Origin of the sequence: Pseudomonas sp. BRM28 (assembly GCF_002939405.1) — a bacterium.
GTDB classification, from domain to species: Bacteria; Pseudomonadota; Gammaproteobacteria; order Pseudomonadales; family Pseudomonadaceae; genus Aquipseudomonas; species Aquipseudomonas palmensis.
Genome location: NZ_PEFV01000001.1, coordinates 1,968,391 through 1,987,039, shown reverse-complemented (window position 1 = coordinate 1,987,039; position 18,649 = coordinate 1,968,391). Strand labels below are relative to the sequence as shown.

Genomic DNA, 18,649 nt, shown 5'->3' with positions numbered 1-18,649 from the left:
TGGCAGACCATTGATGTAGGTACTTTGCAACGTATACACATTTACCTCAGCCGACACGCTTGCCGTCGCTGTGGTACAGATCGGCGAACATGTCGGCCATGGCCTCTTCGCTGGGATCGTCCTGCATTTGTACACTGACCGCGCGACTGACCAGATGGTGCCGGCGCGGCAAGTGCAGATCGTCCGGAATGCGCGGCCCATCGGTCAGATAGGCCACCGGCAACTCATGCGTGATGGCCAGGCTCAGCACCTCGCCCAGGCACGCCGTTTCGTCGAGCTTGGTCAGGATGCAACCGGCCAGCCCGCAGCGCTTGTAGCTGTGGTAGGCAGCGGTCAGCACCTGCTTCTGGCTGGTGGTGGCCAGCACCAGGTAATTCTTGGCCTGGATGCCGCGCCCGGCCAGGGTTTCGAGCTGCATGCGCAGTGCCGGGTCGCTGGCCTGCAGGCCGGCGGTATCGATCAGCACCACGCGCTTGCGCAGCAGAGGGTCCAGGGCCTGGGCCAGCGACTGGCCGGGGTCGACGTGGGTCACCGACACATTCAGGATGCGCCCCAGGGTCTTGAGTTGTTCCTGGGCGCCGATGCGAAAGCTGTCCATGCTCACCAGCGCGATGTTCTGCGCGCCGTACTTGAGCACATAGCGCGCCGCCAGCTTGGCCAGGGTGGTGGTCTTGCCCATGCCGGCCGGGCCGACCATGGCGATCACACCGCCCTCTTCGATCGGCTCGATTTCCGGCACCTGGATCATGCGGGCCAGGTGCGCCAGCAGCATGCGCCAGGCCTGGCGGGGCTCTTCGATGTCGGCAGTGATGTCCAGCACCTCGCGGGCCAGCGGCCCGGCGATGCCGATACGCTGCAGACGGCGCCAGAGGTTGGCCTGGTGCGGCTTGCTGCCCTGCAGCTGGGTCCAGGCCAGCGAGCCGAGCTGCACTTCGAGCAGCTCGCGCAGGCCCGAGAGCTCCGAGCGCATGGAGTCGAACAGACGCTGATCGACCGGCGCCGGGGCCGCTGCCTGAGGCCGCACGGGGGCCTCGACCTGCGGCTCTACCAGCGGCTCGGAGGCGGTCAGCGGCAGGCCGGCGAACAACTGGCGGTTGCCCTCCTCGCCTTCGACCCGGCTGCTGAGCTCGGCCTGCGCGGTGACGATGCGCGACTGGGTCTTGCGCAGTTCGTCCTCGAGCTCGACGTTCGGCACCCGCGGCGCAAGCGCGGACAGCTTGTAGTCCAGCGCCGCCGTCAGCTCGACACCGCCAGCAATCCGTCGGTTGCCGATGATGGCGGCCTCTGCCCCCAGCTCATCACGAACCAGCTTCATGGCCTGACGCATATCAGCGGCGAAAAAACGCTTAACTTGCATATCCCACTACCTCAGCCGTTGGGGCCTACTGTGGCAACGATGGTAACTTGCTTGTTGTCAGGTATTTCCTGATACGCCAAAACATGCAAATTCGGTACAGCCAGGCGGCCAAAACGCGACAGCATCTGTCGAACGGGTCCTGCGACCAGCAGGATTGCAGGTTGCCCTTGCATCTCCTGACGCTGGGCGGCCTCGATCAACGAACGCTGAAGCTTTTCGGCCATGCTCGGCTCAAGAAGAACACCATCTTCCTGACCCTGCCCGGCCCTTTGCAAACTATTGAGCAAAATCTGTTCCAACCTTGGCTCAAGCGTGATCACAGGCAGCTCGGACTCAGTTCCTACAATGCTTTGCACGATTGCGCGGCTCAATCCTACGCGCACCGAAGCCACCAGCGCGGCGGTATCTTGACTCTTGGCGGCATTGTTGGCGATGGCTTCGGCAATGGTGCGGATGTCGCGCACCGGCACCTGCTCGGCCAGCAACGCCTGCAGCACCTTGAGCAGACCGGACAGCGGCAGCACCCCCGGTACCAGTTCCTCGGCCAGCTTGGGCGAGCCCTTGGCCAGGACCTGCAGCAGTTGCTGTACCTCTTCGTGACCGATCAGCTCGTGGCAATGCTTGTAGAGGATCTGGTTGAGGTGGGTGGCGACCACGGTGCTCGCGTCCACCACGGTGTAGCCCAGCGATTGCGCCTGGCTGCGCTGGGCCACATCGATCCACACTGCCTCCAGGCCGAAGGCCGGGTCCCTGGCGGCGATGCCGTTGAGGTTGCCGAACACCTGCCCCGGGTTGATCGCCAGTTCGCGGTCGGGGTAGATCTCGGCCTCGGCCAGGATCACCCCCATCAGCGTCAGGCGGTAGGCGCTGGGGGCCAGGTCGAGGTTGTCGCGGATGTGCACGGTGGGCATCAGGAAGCCCAGGTCCTGGGACAGCTTCTTGCGTACCCCCTTGATCCGCGCCAGCAACTGCCCACCCTGGTTGCGGTCCACCAGCGGGATCAGCCGGTAGCCGACTTCCAGGCCGATCATGTCGATCGGGGTAACGTCGTCCCAGCCCAGCTCCTTGGTTTCCTGAGCACGCTGCGGCGACGGCAGCAGGTCCTGCTGGCGCTGCACTTCCTGCTGTGCCTTGACCTTGGCCTGGTTCTGCTTGCGCCACACCAGGTAGGCGCCGCCCGCGGCCATCAGGCCGAGGCTGAGGAATGCCACGTGCGGCATGCCCGGCACCAGCCCCATGACGATCATCAGGCCGCCGGACACGGCCAGCGCCTTGGGCGAATCGAACATCTGCCGGTTGATCTGCTTGCCCATTTCCTCGGAGCCCGAGGCACGGGTAACCATGATCGCGGCGGCGGTGGACAGCAGCAGCGAAGGCAACTGCGCCACCAAACCGTCACCGATGGTGAGCAGCGCATACACGCGACCGGCGTCGCCGAAGGTCATGCCGTGCTGGAAGATACCCACGGCCATGCCGCCGATCAGGTTGATGAACAGGATCAGCAGGCCGGCGATGGCGTCACCGCGCACGAACTTGCTGGCACCGTCCATCGAACCGTAGAACTCGGCCTCCTGGGCCACTTCGGTACGCCGTGCCTTGGCCTGGGCCTGGTCGATCAGGCCGGCGTTGAGGTCGGCGTCGATGGCCATCTGCTTGCCGGGCATCGCGTCGAGGGTGAAGCGCGCGCTCACCTCGGAAATGCGCCCCGCACCCTTGGTCACCACTACGAAGTTGATGATCATGAGGATCGCGAACACCACGATACCGACCACGTAGTTGCCGCCGATCACCACCTCGCCGAAGGCCTGGATCACCTTGCCCGCGGCTTCGTGGCCGTCGTGGCCGTGGAGCATCACCACCCGCGTGGACGCCACGTTCAGCGCCAGGCGCAGCAGCGTGGCCACCAGCAGGATGGTCGGAAACACGGCGAAATCCAGCGGGCGCAAGGCGTACACGCACACCAGCAGCACGACGATGGACAGGGCGATGTTGAAGGTGAAGAACACGTCGAGCAGGAACGGCGGGATCGGCAACATCATCATTGCCAACATCACCAGCAGCAACAGCGGCACCCCCAGGTTGCCCCGGCCGAGCCCGGACAGGTTGCTACGGGCGCTGTTGATTAACTGAGAGCGATCCACCGATATTCCTCTTCAAGCAAACTTTTGACGCCATGCGGGCGCTTGGCGCTGCTATTGCAAGAAGCTTTCCAACTTTGGATCAGTGACGCGACCTTCGCCGACACTGCCGGCTCCTGCAGCGAAGGGGCCGGCACCTCGGCGCCGACGGGAAGAGCTCAAACGGTTCAGGAATCGCGGCGCAGCTCCGGCGGAATAGGCAGATCCTTGAGCGGCTCCGGCGCCTTGCCCTTGCCCGCCCGGTGCTGGCGAATCTGATACACGTAGGCCAGCACCTGGGCCACGGCCAGGTAGAGGCCGGCCGGGATCTCTTCCTCGAGCTCGGTGGAGTAGAAGATCGAACGCGCCAGCTCAGGCGATTCCAGCACCTGGATGTTGTGGGCATTGGCGATTTCGCGAATCTTCAGCGCCAGGAAATCGGTGCCCTTGGCCAGCAGCGTCGGCGCATTGCCCTTCTCGGGGTCGTACTTGAGCGCCACCGCATAGTGGGTCGGGTTGGTGATGATCACGTCGGCATCGGGGATCGCCGCCATCATGCGCCGCTGCGACATCTCGCGCTGCAGCTGGCGAATACGCTGCTTGACCTCCGGCTTGCCCTCGCTGTTCTTGTACTCGTCGCGCACCTCCTGCTTGGTCATCAGCAGCTTCTTGTGCGACTGGTACAGCTGCAACGGCACGTCCACCAGGGCAATCAGCAACAGGCCGGCGGCCATCCACAGGGCACTCCAGCCCACCACCTGCACGCTGTGGATGATCGCCTGCTCCAGCGGCTCGTTGGCAATGGCCAGCAGGTCGTCACGGTCCGACGACAACACCACCAGCGCCACGATCAGGATCACGAAGAACTTCGCCAGGGCCTTGAGCAGCTCGGTCAGTGCGTTCAGGGAAAACATGCGCTTGATCCCCGACAGCGGGTTCATGCGGCTGAACTTGGGCGCCAGGGTGCCGCCGGCAAACAGCCAGCCACCCAGCGAGATCGGCCCGATGAAAGCCACGATCAGCGCCACCAGCAATACCGGCTGCAGCGCCATCAGGGCCATCTTGCCCGAGGCCAGCAAGAAGGTGCCCATCGAGCGCTCGTCGATCAGCGTGTCGCGCGACAGGGTGAAGTTGATGCGCATGATGTCCATCAGCACTTCGGCCAGGCCACCACCGAACACCAGCAGGCCACCGGCCCCGGCCAGGGTCACCACCACCGTGTTGAGCTCCTTGGAACGGGCGATCTCGCCCTTCTCGCGGGCGTCCTTCTTCTTTTTCTCCGTGGGGTCTTCTGTCTTGTCCTGACCGCTTTCGCTCTCTGCCATGCTCAGCTCGCCCTCGCCAGCTCACGCAGCCACTGCAGGGCCTCGGAGGCCAGCGCCTGGTAATGGGAAAGGATGTCGGCCAGGACAACCCAGAAAATCCCGAGCCCCAGCACCAGGGTCAACGGGAAACCGATGGAGAAGATGTTCAGCTGCGGCGCTGCACGGGTCATCACGCCGAAGGCGATGTTCACCACCAGCAGCGCGGTGATCGCCGGCAGCACCAGCAGCAGCGCCGCGCCCAGCACCCAGCTCAGCCGCCCGACCAGGTCCCAGTAGTGGTTGACCATCAGGCCGGTGCCCACCGGCAAGGTGGTGAAGCTCTCGGTGATCACCTCGAACACCACCAGGTGCCCGTTCATCGACAGGAACAGCAGCGTCACCAGCATGCTCAGGAACTGGCTGACCACCGCCACGTTGACGCCGTTGACCGGGTCGACCATGGAGGCGAAGGCCATGCCCATCTGGATGGCCACCACCTGCCCGGCCACTACGAATATCTGGAAGAACAGTTGCAGCGACAGGCCGAATACCGCACCGATGAGGATCTGCTCGGCAATCAGCAGCAGCCCGCTGAGCGACAGCGGATTGACTTCGGGCATCGGCGGCAGGCCCGGCACCACCACCACGGTGATCGCCAGGGCCAGGTACAGGCGGATGCGCCCCGGCACCATCTTGGTCCCGATGATGGGCATGGTCATCAGCACGGCGGCAATGCGAAACAGCGGCAGGATGAAGCTCGCCACCCAGGTGGCGATCTGCGCATCGGTCAACTGGAGCATCGCGCGCTCAGCCGATCAACTGGGGAATGCTGCCGTACAACGACAGGATGTATTCCATGAACTTCTGCACCAGCCAGGGCCCGGCCACGATCAGCGTGATCAGCATCACCAGCAGGCGCGGCAGGAAGCTCAGGGTCTGTTCGTTGATCTGGGTGGCGGCCTGGAACATGGCCACCATCAGGCCCACCAGCAGGCTCGGTACCACCAGCACGGCCACGATCATGGTGGTCAGCCACAGCGCATCGCGGAACAGGTCGACAGCAACTTCTGGGGTCATGTTGTTCTCCTCGGCGCGCTAGACGCCACCGAAACTGCCGGCCAGGGTACCCATGATCAACGCCCAGCCATCCACCAGCACGAACAGCATGATCTTGAACGGCAGGGAGATGATCAGCGGCGACAGCATCATCATACCCATGGCCATCAGCACACTGGCCACCACCAGGTCGATGATCAGGAACGGGATGAAGATCATGAAGCCGATCTGGAACGCGGTCTTGAGTTCGGAGGTGACGAAGGCCGGTACCAGGATGGTCAACGGCGCCTCGTCCGCCGTGGCGATATCGGTACGCTTGGACAGGCGCATGAACAGGTCGAGATCGCTCTCGCGGGTCTGCGCCAGCATGAAGTCCTTGAGCGGCACCTGGGCCTTGGCCACCGCGTCCTGGGCCGACAGGGTCTCGGCCAGGTACGGCTGCAGGGCATCCTTGTTCACCCGGTCGAATACCGGCGCCATGATGAACAGGGTCAGGAACAGCGCCATGCCGGTGAGGATCTGGTTCGACGGCGTCTGCTGCAGGCCCAGGGCCTGGCGCAGGATCGAGAACACGATGATGATCCGGGTGAAGCTGGTCATCAGGATCACGAACGCCGGAATGAAGCTCAGCGCCGTCATGATCAGCAGGATCTGCAAGCTGACCGAGTACTCCTGTTGCCCATCCGCCCCGTTGGACAGGGTGATCGCCGGAATCGACAGCGGGTCGGCGGCCAGGGCCAGCGGCGCTGCGAACATCAGCAGCAGGGTCAACAGCATGCGCAATGCGCCCATCACGACTTGTCCTTTTGATCCTTGCCCAGCAGCTCCATCAGGCGCTGGGCGAATTCGGGCGTAGCCTGGCGAGCGCTGGCCGGTACCTGCACCGGCTCGGCCAGCACATGCAACGCGGTAAGGCTGCCCGGCGTATGACCGATCAGTATCTGTTCGTTGCCCACCTGCACCAGCAGCAGCCGATCACGCGGGCCGACCACGCGCGTGCCGACGATCTCGATGACCTGCTGGCCACGCGGCGTCACGTTCTGCACCCGGCGCAGCAGCCAGGCGAGAAAGAAGATCAGGCCCAGCACCAGCAACAACCCCAGCACCAGACGGCCCAACTGCCCGCTGGCACTGCCGGCTGCTGCCGTGGTCGCCGCGGCTGTCGTGGCCGCGGGCTGTGCCGCCAGTGCCAGGTCGAGCCAGAGCAGGCCGACCCCGGTCAGCCCCGCTTGCAGAAGACGCTTCACTCAGCGCAGCTTCTTGATGCGTTCGCTCGGGCTGATCACGTCGGTCAGGCGGATGCCGAACTTCTCGTTCACCACCACCACCTCGCCGTGCGCGATCAGGGTGCCGTTGACCAGCACGTCCAGCGGCTCGCCGGCCAGGCGGTCCAGCTCGATCACCGAACCCTGGTTCAGTTGCAGCAGGTTGCGGATGTTGATTTCGGTGCTGCCCACTTCCATCGAGATGCTCACCGGAATATCCAGGATCACGTCCAGGTTCGGGCCGTCCAGGGTCACTGCATCGCTGCCCTTGGGCGAGCTGCCGAATTCTTCCATCGGCAAGCGGTTGGGCGAGCCGGCACTGCTGCCGCCGTCAGCCGCCAACAGCGCGTCGATGTCGGACTGGCCGGCGTCGCCGGTCTCGCTCAGGGCTGCTGCCCACTCATCGGCCAGGGCCTGGTCTTCCATGGAGGTGATATCGTTTTCGTCAGCCATCTTGTCCTCGACGGGGCAATCAATTCGGAGTTAAAGCCAGGGTACCGATCAGCGGCGCTCGATCGGCTCGGTTACTTGCAATGCCAGCGTGCCCTTGTGCGAGCCCAACTTGGCCTTGAACGACGGTACGCCATTGGCGCGCAGTACCAGCTCGTCCGGCAGTTCGACCGGGATCACATCACCCGGCTGCATGTGCAGGATGTCGCGCAGGCGCAGCTCGCGGCGTGCCACGGTGGCGCTGATCGGCACGCTGACGTCCAGCACGTCTTCGCGCAGGGCCTTGATCCAGCGTTCGTCCTGGTCGTCCAGGTCGGACTGGAAGCCCGCGTCGAGCATTTCGCGCACCGGCTCGATCATCGAGTAGGGCATGGTCACGTGCAGGTCGCCGCCACCGCCATCGAGTTCGATGTGGAAGGTGGACACCACCACCGCCTCGCTCGGGCCGACGATGTTGGCCATGGCCGGGTTGACCTCCGAGTTGATGTACTCGAAGTTGACCGGCATGATCGCCTGCCAGGCTTCCTTGAGGTCGACGAAGCACTGGTCCAGCACCATGCGCACCACGCGCAATTCGGTGGGCGTGAACTCGCGGCCCTCGATCTTGGCGTGACGACCGTCACCGCCGAAGAAATTGTCCACCAGCTTGAACACCAGCTTGGCATCGAGGATGAACAGCGAGGTGCCGCGCAACGGCTTGATCTTCACCAGGTTGAGGCTGGTGGGCACGTACAGCGAGTGCACGTACTCACCGAACTTCATCACCTGCACGCCCCCCACTGCCACATCCGCCGAGCGGCGCAGCAGGTTGAACATGCTCACGCGGGTATACCGGGCGAAACGTTCATTGATCATTTCCAGGGTCGGCATGCGCCCGCGCACGATCCGGTCCTGGCTGGTCAGGTCGTAGCTCTTGATGCTGCCGGGGTCGGCGCCGCTATCGGTTTGCACCAGCCCGTCGTCGACGCCGTGCAGCAGGGCATCGATCTCATCCTGGGACAGCAGGTCCTGCATGGCCATCTTGGGCTCCTACTGCAATACGAAATTGGTGAACAGCAACTGGTCGATCACCAGCTTGCCGACTTCTTTCTGGGCCACTTCCTGCACGCTGGCGGTGGCCTTCTGGCGCAGCATCTCCTGGCCGACCGGGGTCGCCAGGGAGTCGAACGGCTGGCCGGAGAAGAGCATCACCAGGTTGTTGCGGATCACCGGCATGTGCACTTTCAGCGCATCCAGCGCAGCCTGGTCGCGCCCCTGCATGGTGATGCTCACCTGCATGTAGCGCTGACGACCGTTCTGGTTGAAGTTGACGACGAAGGCTGGCGCCAGCGGCTCGTAGATGGCCGCAGGCCTGACGTTGCTGACGGTTGCCGGGTCGACCTGAGGTTTGCTGTCGCCCCTTTGCAGGAAGAACCAGGTGGCGCCCACCGACAAGCCGATGGCCAGCAGCAATGCCAGCACCAGCAGCAGGATCAGCTTGAGTTTGCCTTTTACGGCGGGGTCTTTCACTGCTTCGCTCTTCGCCATGCCAATAATCCGTCACTCACAAGAGGTTTGTCCCACATGGCGAGGGTTGAGCAAGTGTTATGCCAGATTTGCGGGCCACACCGGCCCGATTGAGGAAGGCGACGAACGCAGGGGCAGATTCATCCGTGAAGGGCTGGGCAGCCGCCCCGCAACGCCCAGCCCTACCCGTGCAATCAGGCGTAGAAATCGACCGCGCTGGACCCCAGCACCACCGGTCGCTCCACCGGCTGGGCCGCCGCGTCGGCGTCGGCCTCTTCGCCGCCCGCGCCTTCATTGCGACGCGCGGCCACGCCGCTGAGCTTCGAGGTGCCGTCCTGCGAGCCCTGCTGCTGCTCGCGGGACTGGTCGGCCACGTTCACGTCAGGTTGCGCCAGGCCCTGTTCGGCGAACATTTCCTTGAGCCGGCTGGCCTGGTTTTCCAGCGCTTCGCGCACCACCACGTTGCCACTGGTGAAGGTGATCTGCGCCTGCTGCTCGGGTGTCATGTGCACGCGAATGTCCAAGCGCCCCAGCTCGGCTGGCTCCAGCTTGATTTCAGCCGACTTCAGGTTCTGGCTGGACAGGTACATCACGCGATTGACCAGGCCTTCGGTCCAGCCACCCTGGTGCATCGCCAGCGGCTGGTTCAGCGGCATCGCCACCGGCACCGCATTGGCGGTCTTGGGCGTCGCAGCCTGGGTCAGCGCGCTGAGGCGCTCGGCAAAGTCATCGACACGGGTATCGCTGGAGGCGCCCTTGAGGTCCTTAAGGCCGTCATCGAGCAGGTTGCTGAAGCCCTTCTCGCCCGGCTCGCTGTCGCCCGGATCGGCCTGACGCGGGTCGAGCATGGCCGCCAGGGTATTGACGGCAGGCTGGCCCTGGGTGGCTTCGGGTTGCGCCGTGGTCGGCTTGCTGGCATGGGCAGAGGTGGTGCCCTGGGCCTGGGCGTTCTGCTCCAGGGCCAGGCGCAATGCCGGCAGGTCCTCGAGCACGTCGCCGGCCGGGTCGAAAGCGGGTTCTTCCGGGGCCGGTGGCTGCGGCGCGACGGCCGGGGCCTGCACCTGGGCCTGCAACTGTGCGGCAGCCGCCTGCACCACTGGGGCCACCGCTTCGGCCTGAGCCTGGATCAGCTGTGCACCGGCCTGGGCGTCAGTAACCTGACCCGCCACCAGGCTCGAATCGAGCAGTTGAAGGTCATCGGCAACTGGCGTCGACTCGTCCGATACCGGCTTCTGTTCAGGCAATGAATTGCCGCTGTCGGCAACAGTGCGCTCCTGATCGGTCGCCGTCTTGCCGGCATTTGCCGCCCCGGCTGCAACGCCCGCCTTGTCGGCATTGGGCACATCCGCCTTGGCCGGCAGCTTGTCGCGGGACTGATCGGCATACACCTTGGAGAAGCCCGCAGCCTTGTCATTGGCGACCTGGGGCACCTTTTCGGGCGCTGGCGCAGCCGTGCGCGAGGCCTTGGCCACGGCGGACGGTTGCAGCAGCGGGTTTGAAGCGACAGGCATGGGAAGGGTCTCCACTACAGAAGCGCGAACTTGAATAGCGAAGAGACTGCAAGAGTCGCGCCAGGTTTGCGCTACACAGGATGCCTGGCCGCCTGCGGCGACACGCGCTCCAACTCGGCGACATAGAAGGGACGCACTTCGAGGTACTCGCACCTGATCTGGCTGATCAGGTCCTCGATGCCGTGTGCCGGCTGCTCCATCACGCGCACTTCCAGCTGCCGACACAACTCGGCCAGGTCGGTGGCGCCCATGTTGCTGCAGCTACCCTTGAAACTGTGGGCAGCCTCACTCAGCTGCCGGGGGGAGCGGGCGTCGCGCAGTTGCACCATGCGCTTTTCGCAATCGGCCAGGAAGGTCTCCAGCAACTCGGCATACTGGCTACCCATGACCTCCCGCAACTCGCCCACTACCTTGTTATCGATACGCTGATCGGACACTTGCTCACTCCTTGATCAAGTTCAATTATGCCAGAGCCACCCAGGCGAACTCCACGCGGGCCCTGCGCCCTCCGTCGGCCCATTCGGCGTGACGGCTCAAACGCCGGATCAGGCTCAGGCCACGCCCGCACAACCGCTGCTCCAACACCGGTCGGGCCAGCACTGTACCCACATCGAAGCCACTGCCGCTATCTTCGATCTCAATCACCAGACGCCCGCCACCCGCTACGGGTTCAACCTGAAGGTGCAAGCGTATGTAACCTTCCTGCAATGCCTGCAGGCGTCGGCTGCGCTCCTGATAATAGGCGGCAAACCCCTGGGCGTCGCGCTTGAGGGCCGAGTCGAGGGCCAGCACACCGTGCTCCAGTGCATTGGTGTAGAGCTCGTTGAGCACGCTGTGCAGCGCACCGCTCTGGGGGCGCAGGCCGTGTATTTCCTGCAGTACCTGCAACAGATAGGGCAAGGGGTTGAAGCGTTTGAGGGTCTGCGCGCGAAACTCGAACGACAGCGACCAGTCCAGTGGGCTGGACTGGCCGCTGTCCGAATAGACAAGCGGCGGCGGGGCCAGTGTCTGTGGCTCGACCACACTGATCTCGAGCATGCTGACATCGTCGCGGGACTGGCCGCGAAAGTCTTCGAGCGCCTGCAGCACATCCTCGAACAGGTGCTGCGGCGCACGGTTGCGCGCAAACACCTGGCGCAGGCGTTCCACCCCGAACAGCTGCTCATCCTGGTCGCAGGTATCCACCACCCCATCGGACAGCAGGAACAGACGATCCCCCAACGCCAGCGATACCACCTCGGGGTGCTCGTCGAAACGCTCCGGCGCCAGCACCCCCAAGGGCAAGTGCCGCGACACCAGCGCCTGGGGCTCGCCACCGGCCGCGGGCAGCAGGTAGCCGTCCGGCATGCCGCCGTTCCATACCTCGGCCAGGCGTCGTTCGAAACTCAGGCTGAGCATCATTGCGCAGCAGAACATGTCGACCGGCAGGATGCGCTTGAGCTTGGCGTTCATCTCGCGCAAGGTTTCGGCCAGGCCGTAGCCCTTGGCGGTCATGCCGTAGAACACCTCGGCCAACGGCATGGCGCCCACTGCAGCCGGCAGGCCATGGCCAGTGAAGTCGCCAAGCAGCACATGCATTTCACCGGTCGGCGTGAACGCCGCCAGCAGCAGGTCGCCGTTGAACAGCGCATAGGGAGATTGCAGGTAGCGGATGTTCGGCGCATTCAGGCACCCCGAATGCGTGACCTGATCGAACACCGCCTTGGCCACCCGCTGCTCGTTGAGCAGGTGACCGTGGTGGCGCGCCAGCTCGTCGCGCTGCTCCAGCACGGTCGCCTGCAGGCGACGCAGGCGATCCATCGCCTTGATCTTGGCGGCCAGGATCACCGGGCGATAAGGCTTGGGCAGAAAGTCGTCGCCACCAGCCTCCAGGCAACGCACCAGGGCCTGCTCCTCACTCAGCGAGGTAAGAAAGATGATCGGCACCAGCGCCTGGCCAGCCATCAGCTTGATCTGGCGAGCCGCCTCGAAGCCGTCCATCACCGGCATCAGCGCGTCGAGCAGCACCAGTTGCGGACGCAGCTCGGCAAACAGCGCCACTGCCTGCGCACCGTTCTCGGCCGTGATCACCGAATGCCCCTGCTCGCGCACGATGCGCGCCAGCAACAGGCGGTCGGTGGCGCCATCTTCGGCAATCAGCACGGTCAGCGACGACTGCTCGTTCACGAGGTCGCTCAAGTGATCTCGAACAGCTTGTCGAAATTGGAGATGGCGAGGATCTTGCGAACGTCGGAGCTGGCGTTGATCACCCGTATATACGCATCGTCGCCGCCGGCGTGGTCACGCAGCAGCAGGAGCATGCCCAGGGCGGAGCTGTCGAGATAGGTGGCGTCCTTCAAGTCGACGACCACGCCCTTGGAAGGTACTGGCTCGCGCTCGTAGCATTCACGAAACGCCTGGTGCTTGCCGAAATCGAACCGTCCCTTGACCCTGATCGTCAGGCTGTTCCCATCCGGCGATAGATCGTGCTCCACGGCCATATGCTCGACTCCTTCGATCATGGCGATTGCAGACACCACAGGTTTAGCAGCCCGCCCGCCCCTGGGCAACCTGCGCCGACCAATGCCGTGCTAGAAGCGATCGTGGCGCGGCAATCGCTGGGACAATTCGTCGAGCAGCTTCTGCTCGCGCTTGTCCTCGAGCATGCGGGCTTCATCGCGGTAGCGCTGTACCAGCTTGCGCAGGCCCTCGACCCGGGCGTAGGCCTGCTGCCAGGTGGCCCGTGCGTTGTTGAGGTTGGTCTGGTGCCACACCAGGCTCTGGTGTTGCTGGGCCACGGCGGTGTCCAGCTGGCTGAGAAAGCGCTGATAGCCCAGCAGCCAGCTGCCTGAAACGCCCTGGCCGCCCTTTTCCATCCACTGGTTCTGGTACTCGCTGCGAAACTGGTCCAGTTCCCGGAGCTTGGTTTCGGCCATGCTCACCTGCTGCTGGAAATGCCCGAGGCGCTGCACAGCCTTGCGCTCGGCCTCCTCGGCCATCTCCACCACCGGCACCAGGCGCGCGGCACGACTTGGCAGGGCCATCGGTTATCAGCCCGAAGCCGCTGGGGCGAACACCGCCGCCAGTTCATCGCGGCTCTGCTCATGGCTGACGTTTTCATTGAGCCCCTGGCGCAGGTACTGCACCAGCTTGGGTTGCAGGGAAATCGCCAGGTCCGTCTCGCGGTCGCCGCCAGCCACATAGGCACCCACGCTGATCAGGTCGCGGCTTTGCGACAGGCGCGACCAGAGCTGCTTGAACTGCTGGGCCTGGGTCATCTGCTCGGGGCTGACCACCTGCGGCATGACCCGGCTGATCGAAGCCTCGATATCGATGGCCGGGTAGTGCCCCTCTTCGGCCAGGCGCCGGGACAGCACGATATGGCCGTCGAGTACGCCCCGCGCGGAGTCGGCAATCGGGTCCTGCTGGTCGTCGCCTTCGGACAACACGGTGTAGAAGGCGGTGATCGAGCCACCACCGGCCTCGCCGTTGCCGGCGCGCTCCACCAGCTTGGGCAGCTTGGCGAACACGGAAGGCGGATAGCCCTTGGTGGCTGGCGGCTCGCCGATGGCCAGGGCGATTTCCCGCTGGGCCTGGGCGAAACGGGTCAGCGAATCCATCAGCAACAGCACGTTCTTGCCCTTGTCGCGAAAGTACTCGGCGATCCGCGTGCAGTACATGGCGGCGCGCAGGCGCATCAGCGGCGCATCATCGGCAGGGGATGCCACCACCACCGAACGCTTGATGCCCTCCTCGCCCAGGATGTGCTCGATGAACTCCTTGACCTCACGCCCCCGCTCACCGATCAGCCCCACCACGATGATGTCGGCCTCGGTGAAACGGGTCATCATGCCCAGCAGCACACTCTTGCCCACGCCGGTACCGGCGAACAGGCCAAGGCGCTGGCCACGGCCCACCGTCAGCAGGCCATTGATGCTGCGAATGCCCACGTCCAGCGGCTGGCTGATGGGGTCGCGGTTGAGTGGGTTGATGGTGGGGCCATCCATCGGCACCCAGTCCTCGGCCTTCATCCCGCCCTTGCCATCCAGTGCCCGACCGGCACCGTCCAGCACGCGACCGAGCATGCTCATGCCCATCGGCAGGCGGCCGCTTTCGGCCAGCGGCACCACCCGCGCACCGGGCGCGATGCCGGCAACGCTGCCCACCGGCATGAGAAATACCCGGTCACCGGCAAAGCCCATGACCTCGGCCTCGACCTGCACCGGATGGTAGCTGTCATCGTTGATCACCAGGCAGCGGCTGCCGACGGCAGCGCGCAGGCCCTCGGCCTCCAGGGTCAGGCCGACCATGCGCAACAACCGCCCTTCCACCACCGGCTGCGCCGGCAGGCTCACGGCCTCGGCATAGGTGCCCAGGCGCTTGCCGAAGCTGGTGCGGTCAAGGCGCATCGGGCGTGGCCTCGCGGGTGCCCGGGTCGCCAGCAAGGTCGACGTGCAAGTCTGGTGCGGCAGGGTGCAGGCCCTGGTCATGCAACTGGTCGAACAACTGGGTCATGGCCTTTTCGATGCGGGTCTCGACGGTGGCGTCGATACGGCTGTGCAACGTCTCGATGCGGCAACCACCGGGCAACAGTGCGTCGTCTTCGAGCAGGCGCCAGTTTTCCTCATGACGCTCGCGCAGGGCCTTGGCCAGCTCGAAGTCCTGCGGATTGACATGAATGCGGATGTTTTCGGCGCCCATCGGCAGCAGCTTGAGGGCCTCGCGCAGCACGTGGGTGATCTGGCTGGAGTCGGTGGCCAGCTCACGCCCGATCACCTCGCGGGTGATGCGGCTGACCATGTGCACCAGGGCCTTCTCGATCTGGTTGTCCTGCTCGGCGATCGGGTCGAGCAGGTGGCCCATCAACTGCTCCAGGCTCGCCAGCTTGGCGCTCAGGGCCACTTCGGCCTCCTGGCGGACCTTGAGCTGGGTGCTGTGAAACCCTTCGCGCTCGCCGGTGGCAAAGCCTTCGTTGTAGGCTTCCTGGCGAATGCTTTCGAGCTCTTCGAGGGTCAGCGGCTGGACTTCTTCCAGCGGCACTTCTTCGACTTCCTCGACGATTTCCGGCTCGGGTTCGGGCTCGGGTTCCGGCTCCGGGTCGAAGCTGGGCAGCGCCCAGCGGTCGAAGCCCTCGACGTCGCGGGCGGGGATCAGTTCACTCAGGTGCTCGTTGGTCGACATGATTCCACGCGTTCAATTGGGTAGGCGCCGGGGTGGTCGGCGATGCGGCCGCCAGGCACCGGCGTGTACCGCGTTGAGGCATCCGCCGGCAAGGCCGGCTCCTGTGGAGGAGCCGGAACCGGCGAACGGCTTTAGATCATTTCTTCGGCGCCCTTGCCGCCAAGCACGATCTCGCCGGCTTCGGCCATGCGCCGGGCAATGGTGAGGATCTCTTTCTGCGCCGTTTCCACGTCGCTGACCCGCACCGGGCCCTTGGCCTCGAGGTCGTCACGCAGCAGCTCGGAAGCCCGTTTGGACATGTTCTTGAAGATCTTGTCCTTGACCTTCTCGTCGGCGCCCTTGAGCGACACCACCAGCACGTCCGAGGACACTTCGCGCAACAGCGCCTGGATACCGCGGTCGTCGACATCGGCCAGGTTGTTGAAGACGAACATGAGGTCTTCGATCTGCTCGGACAGCTCGCCGTCGACGTCGCGAATCGCGTCCATCAGCTGGCCTTCGACCGAACTGTCGAGGAAGTTCATGATGTCGGCCGCGCGCTTGATACCGCCCAGGGTGGTACGCGCCGCGTTGGAGTTGCCCGAGAACTGCTTCTCCAGAATCTGGTTGAGCTCCTTGAGCGCCGCCGGCTGCACGGTGTTGAGCGAGGAGACGCGCAGGATGATGTCCAGGCGCACCTTGTGATCGAAGTTGCCCAGCACCTCACCGGCCTGGTCGGGGTCCAGGTAGGCCACCACGATGGCCTGGATCTGCGGGTGCTCGTAGCGGATCACGTCGGCCACGGCACGCGGCTCCATCCACTTCAGGCTGTCCAGGCCGCTGGTGTTGCCACCCAGCAGGATGCGGTCGATCAGGCCGTTGGCCTTGTCCTCGCCCAGGGCCTGGGTGAGCATCTTGCGGATGTAGCCGTCGGAGCCGACACCCAGGCTGGTCTGGTCGCCGACGATCTCGACGAACTCGCTCATCACCTGCTCGACCTGTTCGCGATGGACGTTGCCCATCTGCGCCATGGCCACGCCGACCCGCTGCACTTCCTTGGGGCCCATGTGGCGCAACACCTGCGCCGCATCGGTTTCACCCAGCGACAGCAGCAGGATGGCCGCCTTGTCGACACGGGTCAGTTTGGCGGTAAGGGCTCGATTATCACTCATCGGCGTTGATCCACTCTTTCACGACCTGGGCCACACGACCCGGGTCTTCGGCCACCAGGCTCTTGATTGCGTTCAGCTGAGCGTCGTAACCCTCGCTCGGGCTAGGCAACAGAATGCTTTGCGGACCACCCAGGCTGACGCGGTCGTTGGCCAGATCGCCATCCAGACCGAGCATGCCGCCCAGTTCCATGTCGCCATCGGCACCGGCGCCCTGCTTGCCGTTGCCGGTGATGTTGTTGAGCACCGGGCGCAGCACGCCGAACACCAGCACCAGGATGAACAGCACGCCCATGACCTGCTTGATGATGTCCCAGAACCACGGTTGCTGGTAGAACGGAATCTCGGTGAACACTTCGCCACGGTCGGCGGCGAATGGCACGTTGATCACGCTGACGCTGTCACCGCGGCTGGCATCGAAGCCGACGGCGTCCTGCACCAGGCGCGTGAAGCGCGCCAGGTCTTCGGCCCCCCATGGGGCGCGGGTCGACTCGCCAGTGGCCGGGTCGAGCTTGACCTGGTCGTCGACCACCACCGCGACCGACAGGCGGCTCAGGCGCCCCTGCTGCTGGCGGGTGTGACTGATGGAACGGTCCAGTTCGAAGTTCTTGGTCGACTGCTGACGCTTGTCGGCCGGGTACGGTGCGAGCATCGGCTGGCCGGTGGCCGGGTCCATGATCTGCTGGCCGTTGGCGTCCAGCAGCGGCTGGCCTGGTTGCACCATGCCCGCGGCAGCCTGTGCCTGACCGGTCTGCTGTGGCGCAGTGGCCGGGCCGGGTGGCTGGTTGCTCAGGGCACCAGGCACGCCCTGCGGGCCCATGCTGCTGGAGCGTTGTTCGTTCACCGACTGCTCGCTGCGCAAGGCAGGCTGGTCGGGGTTGAACTGTTCGGAGGTGGACTCGACCGCACTGAAGTCGACGTCGGCGGAGACTTCGGCCTTGTAGCGGTCGTTGCCCAGCACCGGCAACAGAATGTTGTGCACGCGCTGGGTGAGCATGCCTTCCATGCGGCGGCTGTAGTCGAACTGCTTGCCGGCCATGGTCAGCTCGGAGTTCTCGCCCTGGTCGGACAGCAGGTTGCCCTTCTGGTCGACCACGGTCACCTGGGACTTGTTCAGTTCCGGAACGCTGGACGCCACCAGGTTGACGATGGCCGCCACCTGGCCGGGCTCGAGGCCACGCCCCGAATACAGCTCGACCAGTACCGAGGCACTGGGCTTGCGCTCGTCGCGCACGAACACCGAGCTTTTCGGGATGGCCAGGTGCACGCGGGCACCCTTGACGTTGTTCAGGCTGGAGATGGTACGCGCCAGTTCACCTTCCAGGCCGCGACGATAACGGGTGGCCTCCATGAACTGGCTGGTGCCCAGCCCCTGCTCCTTGTCGAGCAGTTCGAAGCCGACGTTGCCGTCGCCTGGCGCCACGCCGGCCGCGGCAAGTTTCAGGCGCGCACGGGAGAGGTCTTCGGACTTGACCAGCAGCGCCCCGGAGCTGGGCTCGACGTTGTAGGCGATGTCGGCGGCGGACAGGGTGTCCATGACCTGCTTGGTGTCCATGCCGGCAAGGCTTGGGTACAGCGGGCGGTAGTCGGGCTGCTGCGACCACAGCACCACGGCAAAGCCGATCGCCACGCTCGCCGCCAACCCGACCAGCAGGCCGACCTGACGCAGCATGGGCATCTCTGCGATGTTTTCCAGAAAGGACATGCCGAACAGCGGCGGCTTGGGCGCCGGGCTGCCTTTGGCGGGCACGTTATCAACGACTGCTTCGGCCATG

At 64.8% G+C, this 18,649-nt stretch carries 19 protein-coding genes; all 19 read right to left on the bottom strand.

Annotation, left to right across the window (positions count from 1 at the left end):
• Nucleotides 1-46: 46 nt before the first annotated feature.
• Entirely contained in the window at nucleotides 47-1,357 is a 1,311-nt protein-coding gene (gene flhF, locus CR917_RS09570) for a flagellar biosynthesis protein FlhF (protein WP_043861822.1), read from the bottom strand.
• A gap of 11 nt (nucleotides 1,358-1,368) precedes the next feature.
• On the bottom strand, nucleotides 1,369-3,498 hold the full coding sequence (flhA, locus tag CR917_RS09565; protein WP_043861821.1) for a flagellar biosynthesis protein FlhA: 2,130 nt from the start codon (nucleotides 3,496-3,498) through the stop codon (nucleotides 1,369-1,371).
• 164 nt (nucleotides 3,499-3,662) lie between these two features.
• Entirely contained in the window at nucleotides 3,663-4,799 is a 1,137-nt protein-coding gene (flhB, locus tag CR917_RS09560) for a flagellar biosynthesis protein FlhB (protein WP_104572217.1), read from the bottom strand.
• Nucleotides 4,800-4,801: 2 nt separating this feature from the next.
• The gene (fliR, locus tag CR917_RS09555; protein ID WP_054915627.1) at nucleotides 4,802-5,578 is read right to left on the bottom strand and encodes a flagellar biosynthetic protein FliR; all 777 of its coding nucleotides are present in this window, start codon (nucleotides 5,576-5,578) and stop codon (nucleotides 4,802-4,804) included.
• 7 nt (nucleotides 5,579-5,585) lie between these two features.
• Nucleotides 5,586-5,855 carry a flagellar biosynthesis protein FliQ gene (gene fliQ, locus CR917_RS09550; RefSeq protein ID WP_043861818.1) on the bottom strand — a complete coding sequence of 90 codons (270 nt, stop codon included), beginning with the start codon at nucleotides 5,853-5,855 and terminating at the stop codon, nucleotides 5,586-5,588.
• 18 nt (nucleotides 5,856-5,873) lie between these two features.
• On the bottom strand, nucleotides 5,874-6,626 hold the full coding sequence (fliP, locus tag CR917_RS09545; protein ID WP_104572216.1) for a flagellar type III secretion system pore protein FliP: 753 nt from the start codon (nucleotides 6,624-6,626) through the stop codon (nucleotides 5,874-5,876).
• Nucleotides 6,626-7,057, bottom strand: coding sequence for a flagellar biosynthetic protein FliO (gene fliO / locus CR917_RS09540; protein WP_370409109.1), 432 nt, complete (start codon nucleotides 7,055-7,057; stop codon nucleotides 6,626-6,628). The genes fliP and fliO overlap by 1 nt, the downstream gene beginning before the upstream one ends.
• Before the next feature lie 24 nt (nucleotides 7,058-7,081).
• Entirely contained in the window at nucleotides 7,082-7,552 is a 471-nt protein-coding gene (gene fliN, locus CR917_RS09535; protein WP_088515603.1) for a flagellar motor switch protein FliN, read from the bottom strand.
• A gap of 48 nt (nucleotides 7,553-7,600) precedes the next feature.
• Nucleotides 7,601-8,569, bottom strand: a complete 969-nt coding sequence (fliM, locus tag CR917_RS09530) for a flagellar motor switch protein FliM (RefSeq protein WP_043861814.1) — start codon at nucleotides 8,567-8,569, stop codon at nucleotides 7,601-7,603.
• 9 nt (nucleotides 8,570-8,578) lie between these two features.
• Nucleotides 8,579-9,076 (bottom strand): flagellar basal body-associated protein FliL, encoded by a 498-nt coding sequence (gene fliL, locus CR917_RS09525; protein WP_054915630.1) that lies wholly within the window; start codon nucleotides 9,074-9,076, stop codon nucleotides 8,579-8,581.
• 173 nt (nucleotides 9,077-9,249) lie between these two features.
• A complete protein-coding gene (locus CR917_RS09520) occupies nucleotides 9,250-10,566 on the bottom strand; it encodes a flagellar hook-length control protein FliK (RefSeq protein WP_043861812.1) in 1,317 nt (438 codons plus the stop codon).
• A gap of 71 nt (nucleotides 10,567-10,637) precedes the next feature.
• Entirely contained in the window at nucleotides 10,638-11,003 is a 366-nt protein-coding gene (locus CR917_RS09515) for an Hpt domain-containing protein (protein WP_043861811.1), read from the bottom strand.
• Between the two features lie 25 nt (nucleotides 11,004-11,028).
• Entirely contained in the window at nucleotides 11,029-12,744 is a 1,716-nt protein-coding gene (locus CR917_RS09510; protein ID WP_043861810.1) for a fused response regulator/phosphatase, read from the bottom strand.
• Complete coding sequence (locus tag CR917_RS09505) at nucleotides 12,741-13,046, bottom strand: STAS domain-containing protein (RefSeq protein ID WP_043861809.1); 306 nt, start codon at nucleotides 13,044-13,046, stop codon at nucleotides 12,741-12,743. The genes CR917_RS09510 and CR917_RS09505 overlap by 4 nt, the downstream gene beginning before the upstream one ends.
• 90 nt (nucleotides 13,047-13,136) lie before the next feature.
• Nucleotides 13,137-13,589: a flagellar export protein FliJ gene (gene fliJ, locus CR917_RS09500; RefSeq protein ID WP_043861808.1), complete on the bottom strand. Its 453-nt coding sequence runs from the start codon at nucleotides 13,587-13,589 to the stop codon at nucleotides 13,137-13,139.
• Nucleotides 13,590-13,595: 6 nt separating this feature from the next.
• Nucleotides 13,596-14,954 (bottom strand): flagellar protein export ATPase FliI, encoded by a 1,359-nt coding sequence (gene fliI / locus CR917_RS09495; RefSeq protein WP_043861807.1) that lies wholly within the window; start codon nucleotides 14,952-14,954, stop codon nucleotides 13,596-13,598.
• Entirely contained in the window at nucleotides 14,944-15,726 is a 783-nt protein-coding gene (gene fliH / locus CR917_RS09490; RefSeq protein ID WP_058542054.1) for a flagellar assembly protein FliH, read from the bottom strand. Before fliH ends, fliI begins: the two co-directional genes overlap by 11 nt.
• 131 nt (nucleotides 15,727-15,857) lie before the next feature.
• Nucleotides 15,858-16,877 carry a flagellar motor switch protein FliG gene (fliG, locus tag CR917_RS09485; protein ID WP_043861805.1) on the bottom strand — a complete coding sequence of 340 codons (1,020 nt, stop codon included), beginning with the start codon at nucleotides 16,875-16,877 and terminating at the stop codon, nucleotides 15,858-15,860.
• Nucleotides 16,870-18,648 (bottom strand): flagellar basal-body MS-ring/collar protein FliF, encoded by a 1,779-nt coding sequence (fliF, locus tag CR917_RS09480; protein ID WP_043861804.1) that lies wholly within the window; start codon nucleotides 18,646-18,648, stop codon nucleotides 16,870-16,872. Before fliF ends, fliG begins: the two co-directional genes overlap by 8 nt.
• Nucleotide 18,649 lies beyond the last annotated feature (1 nt).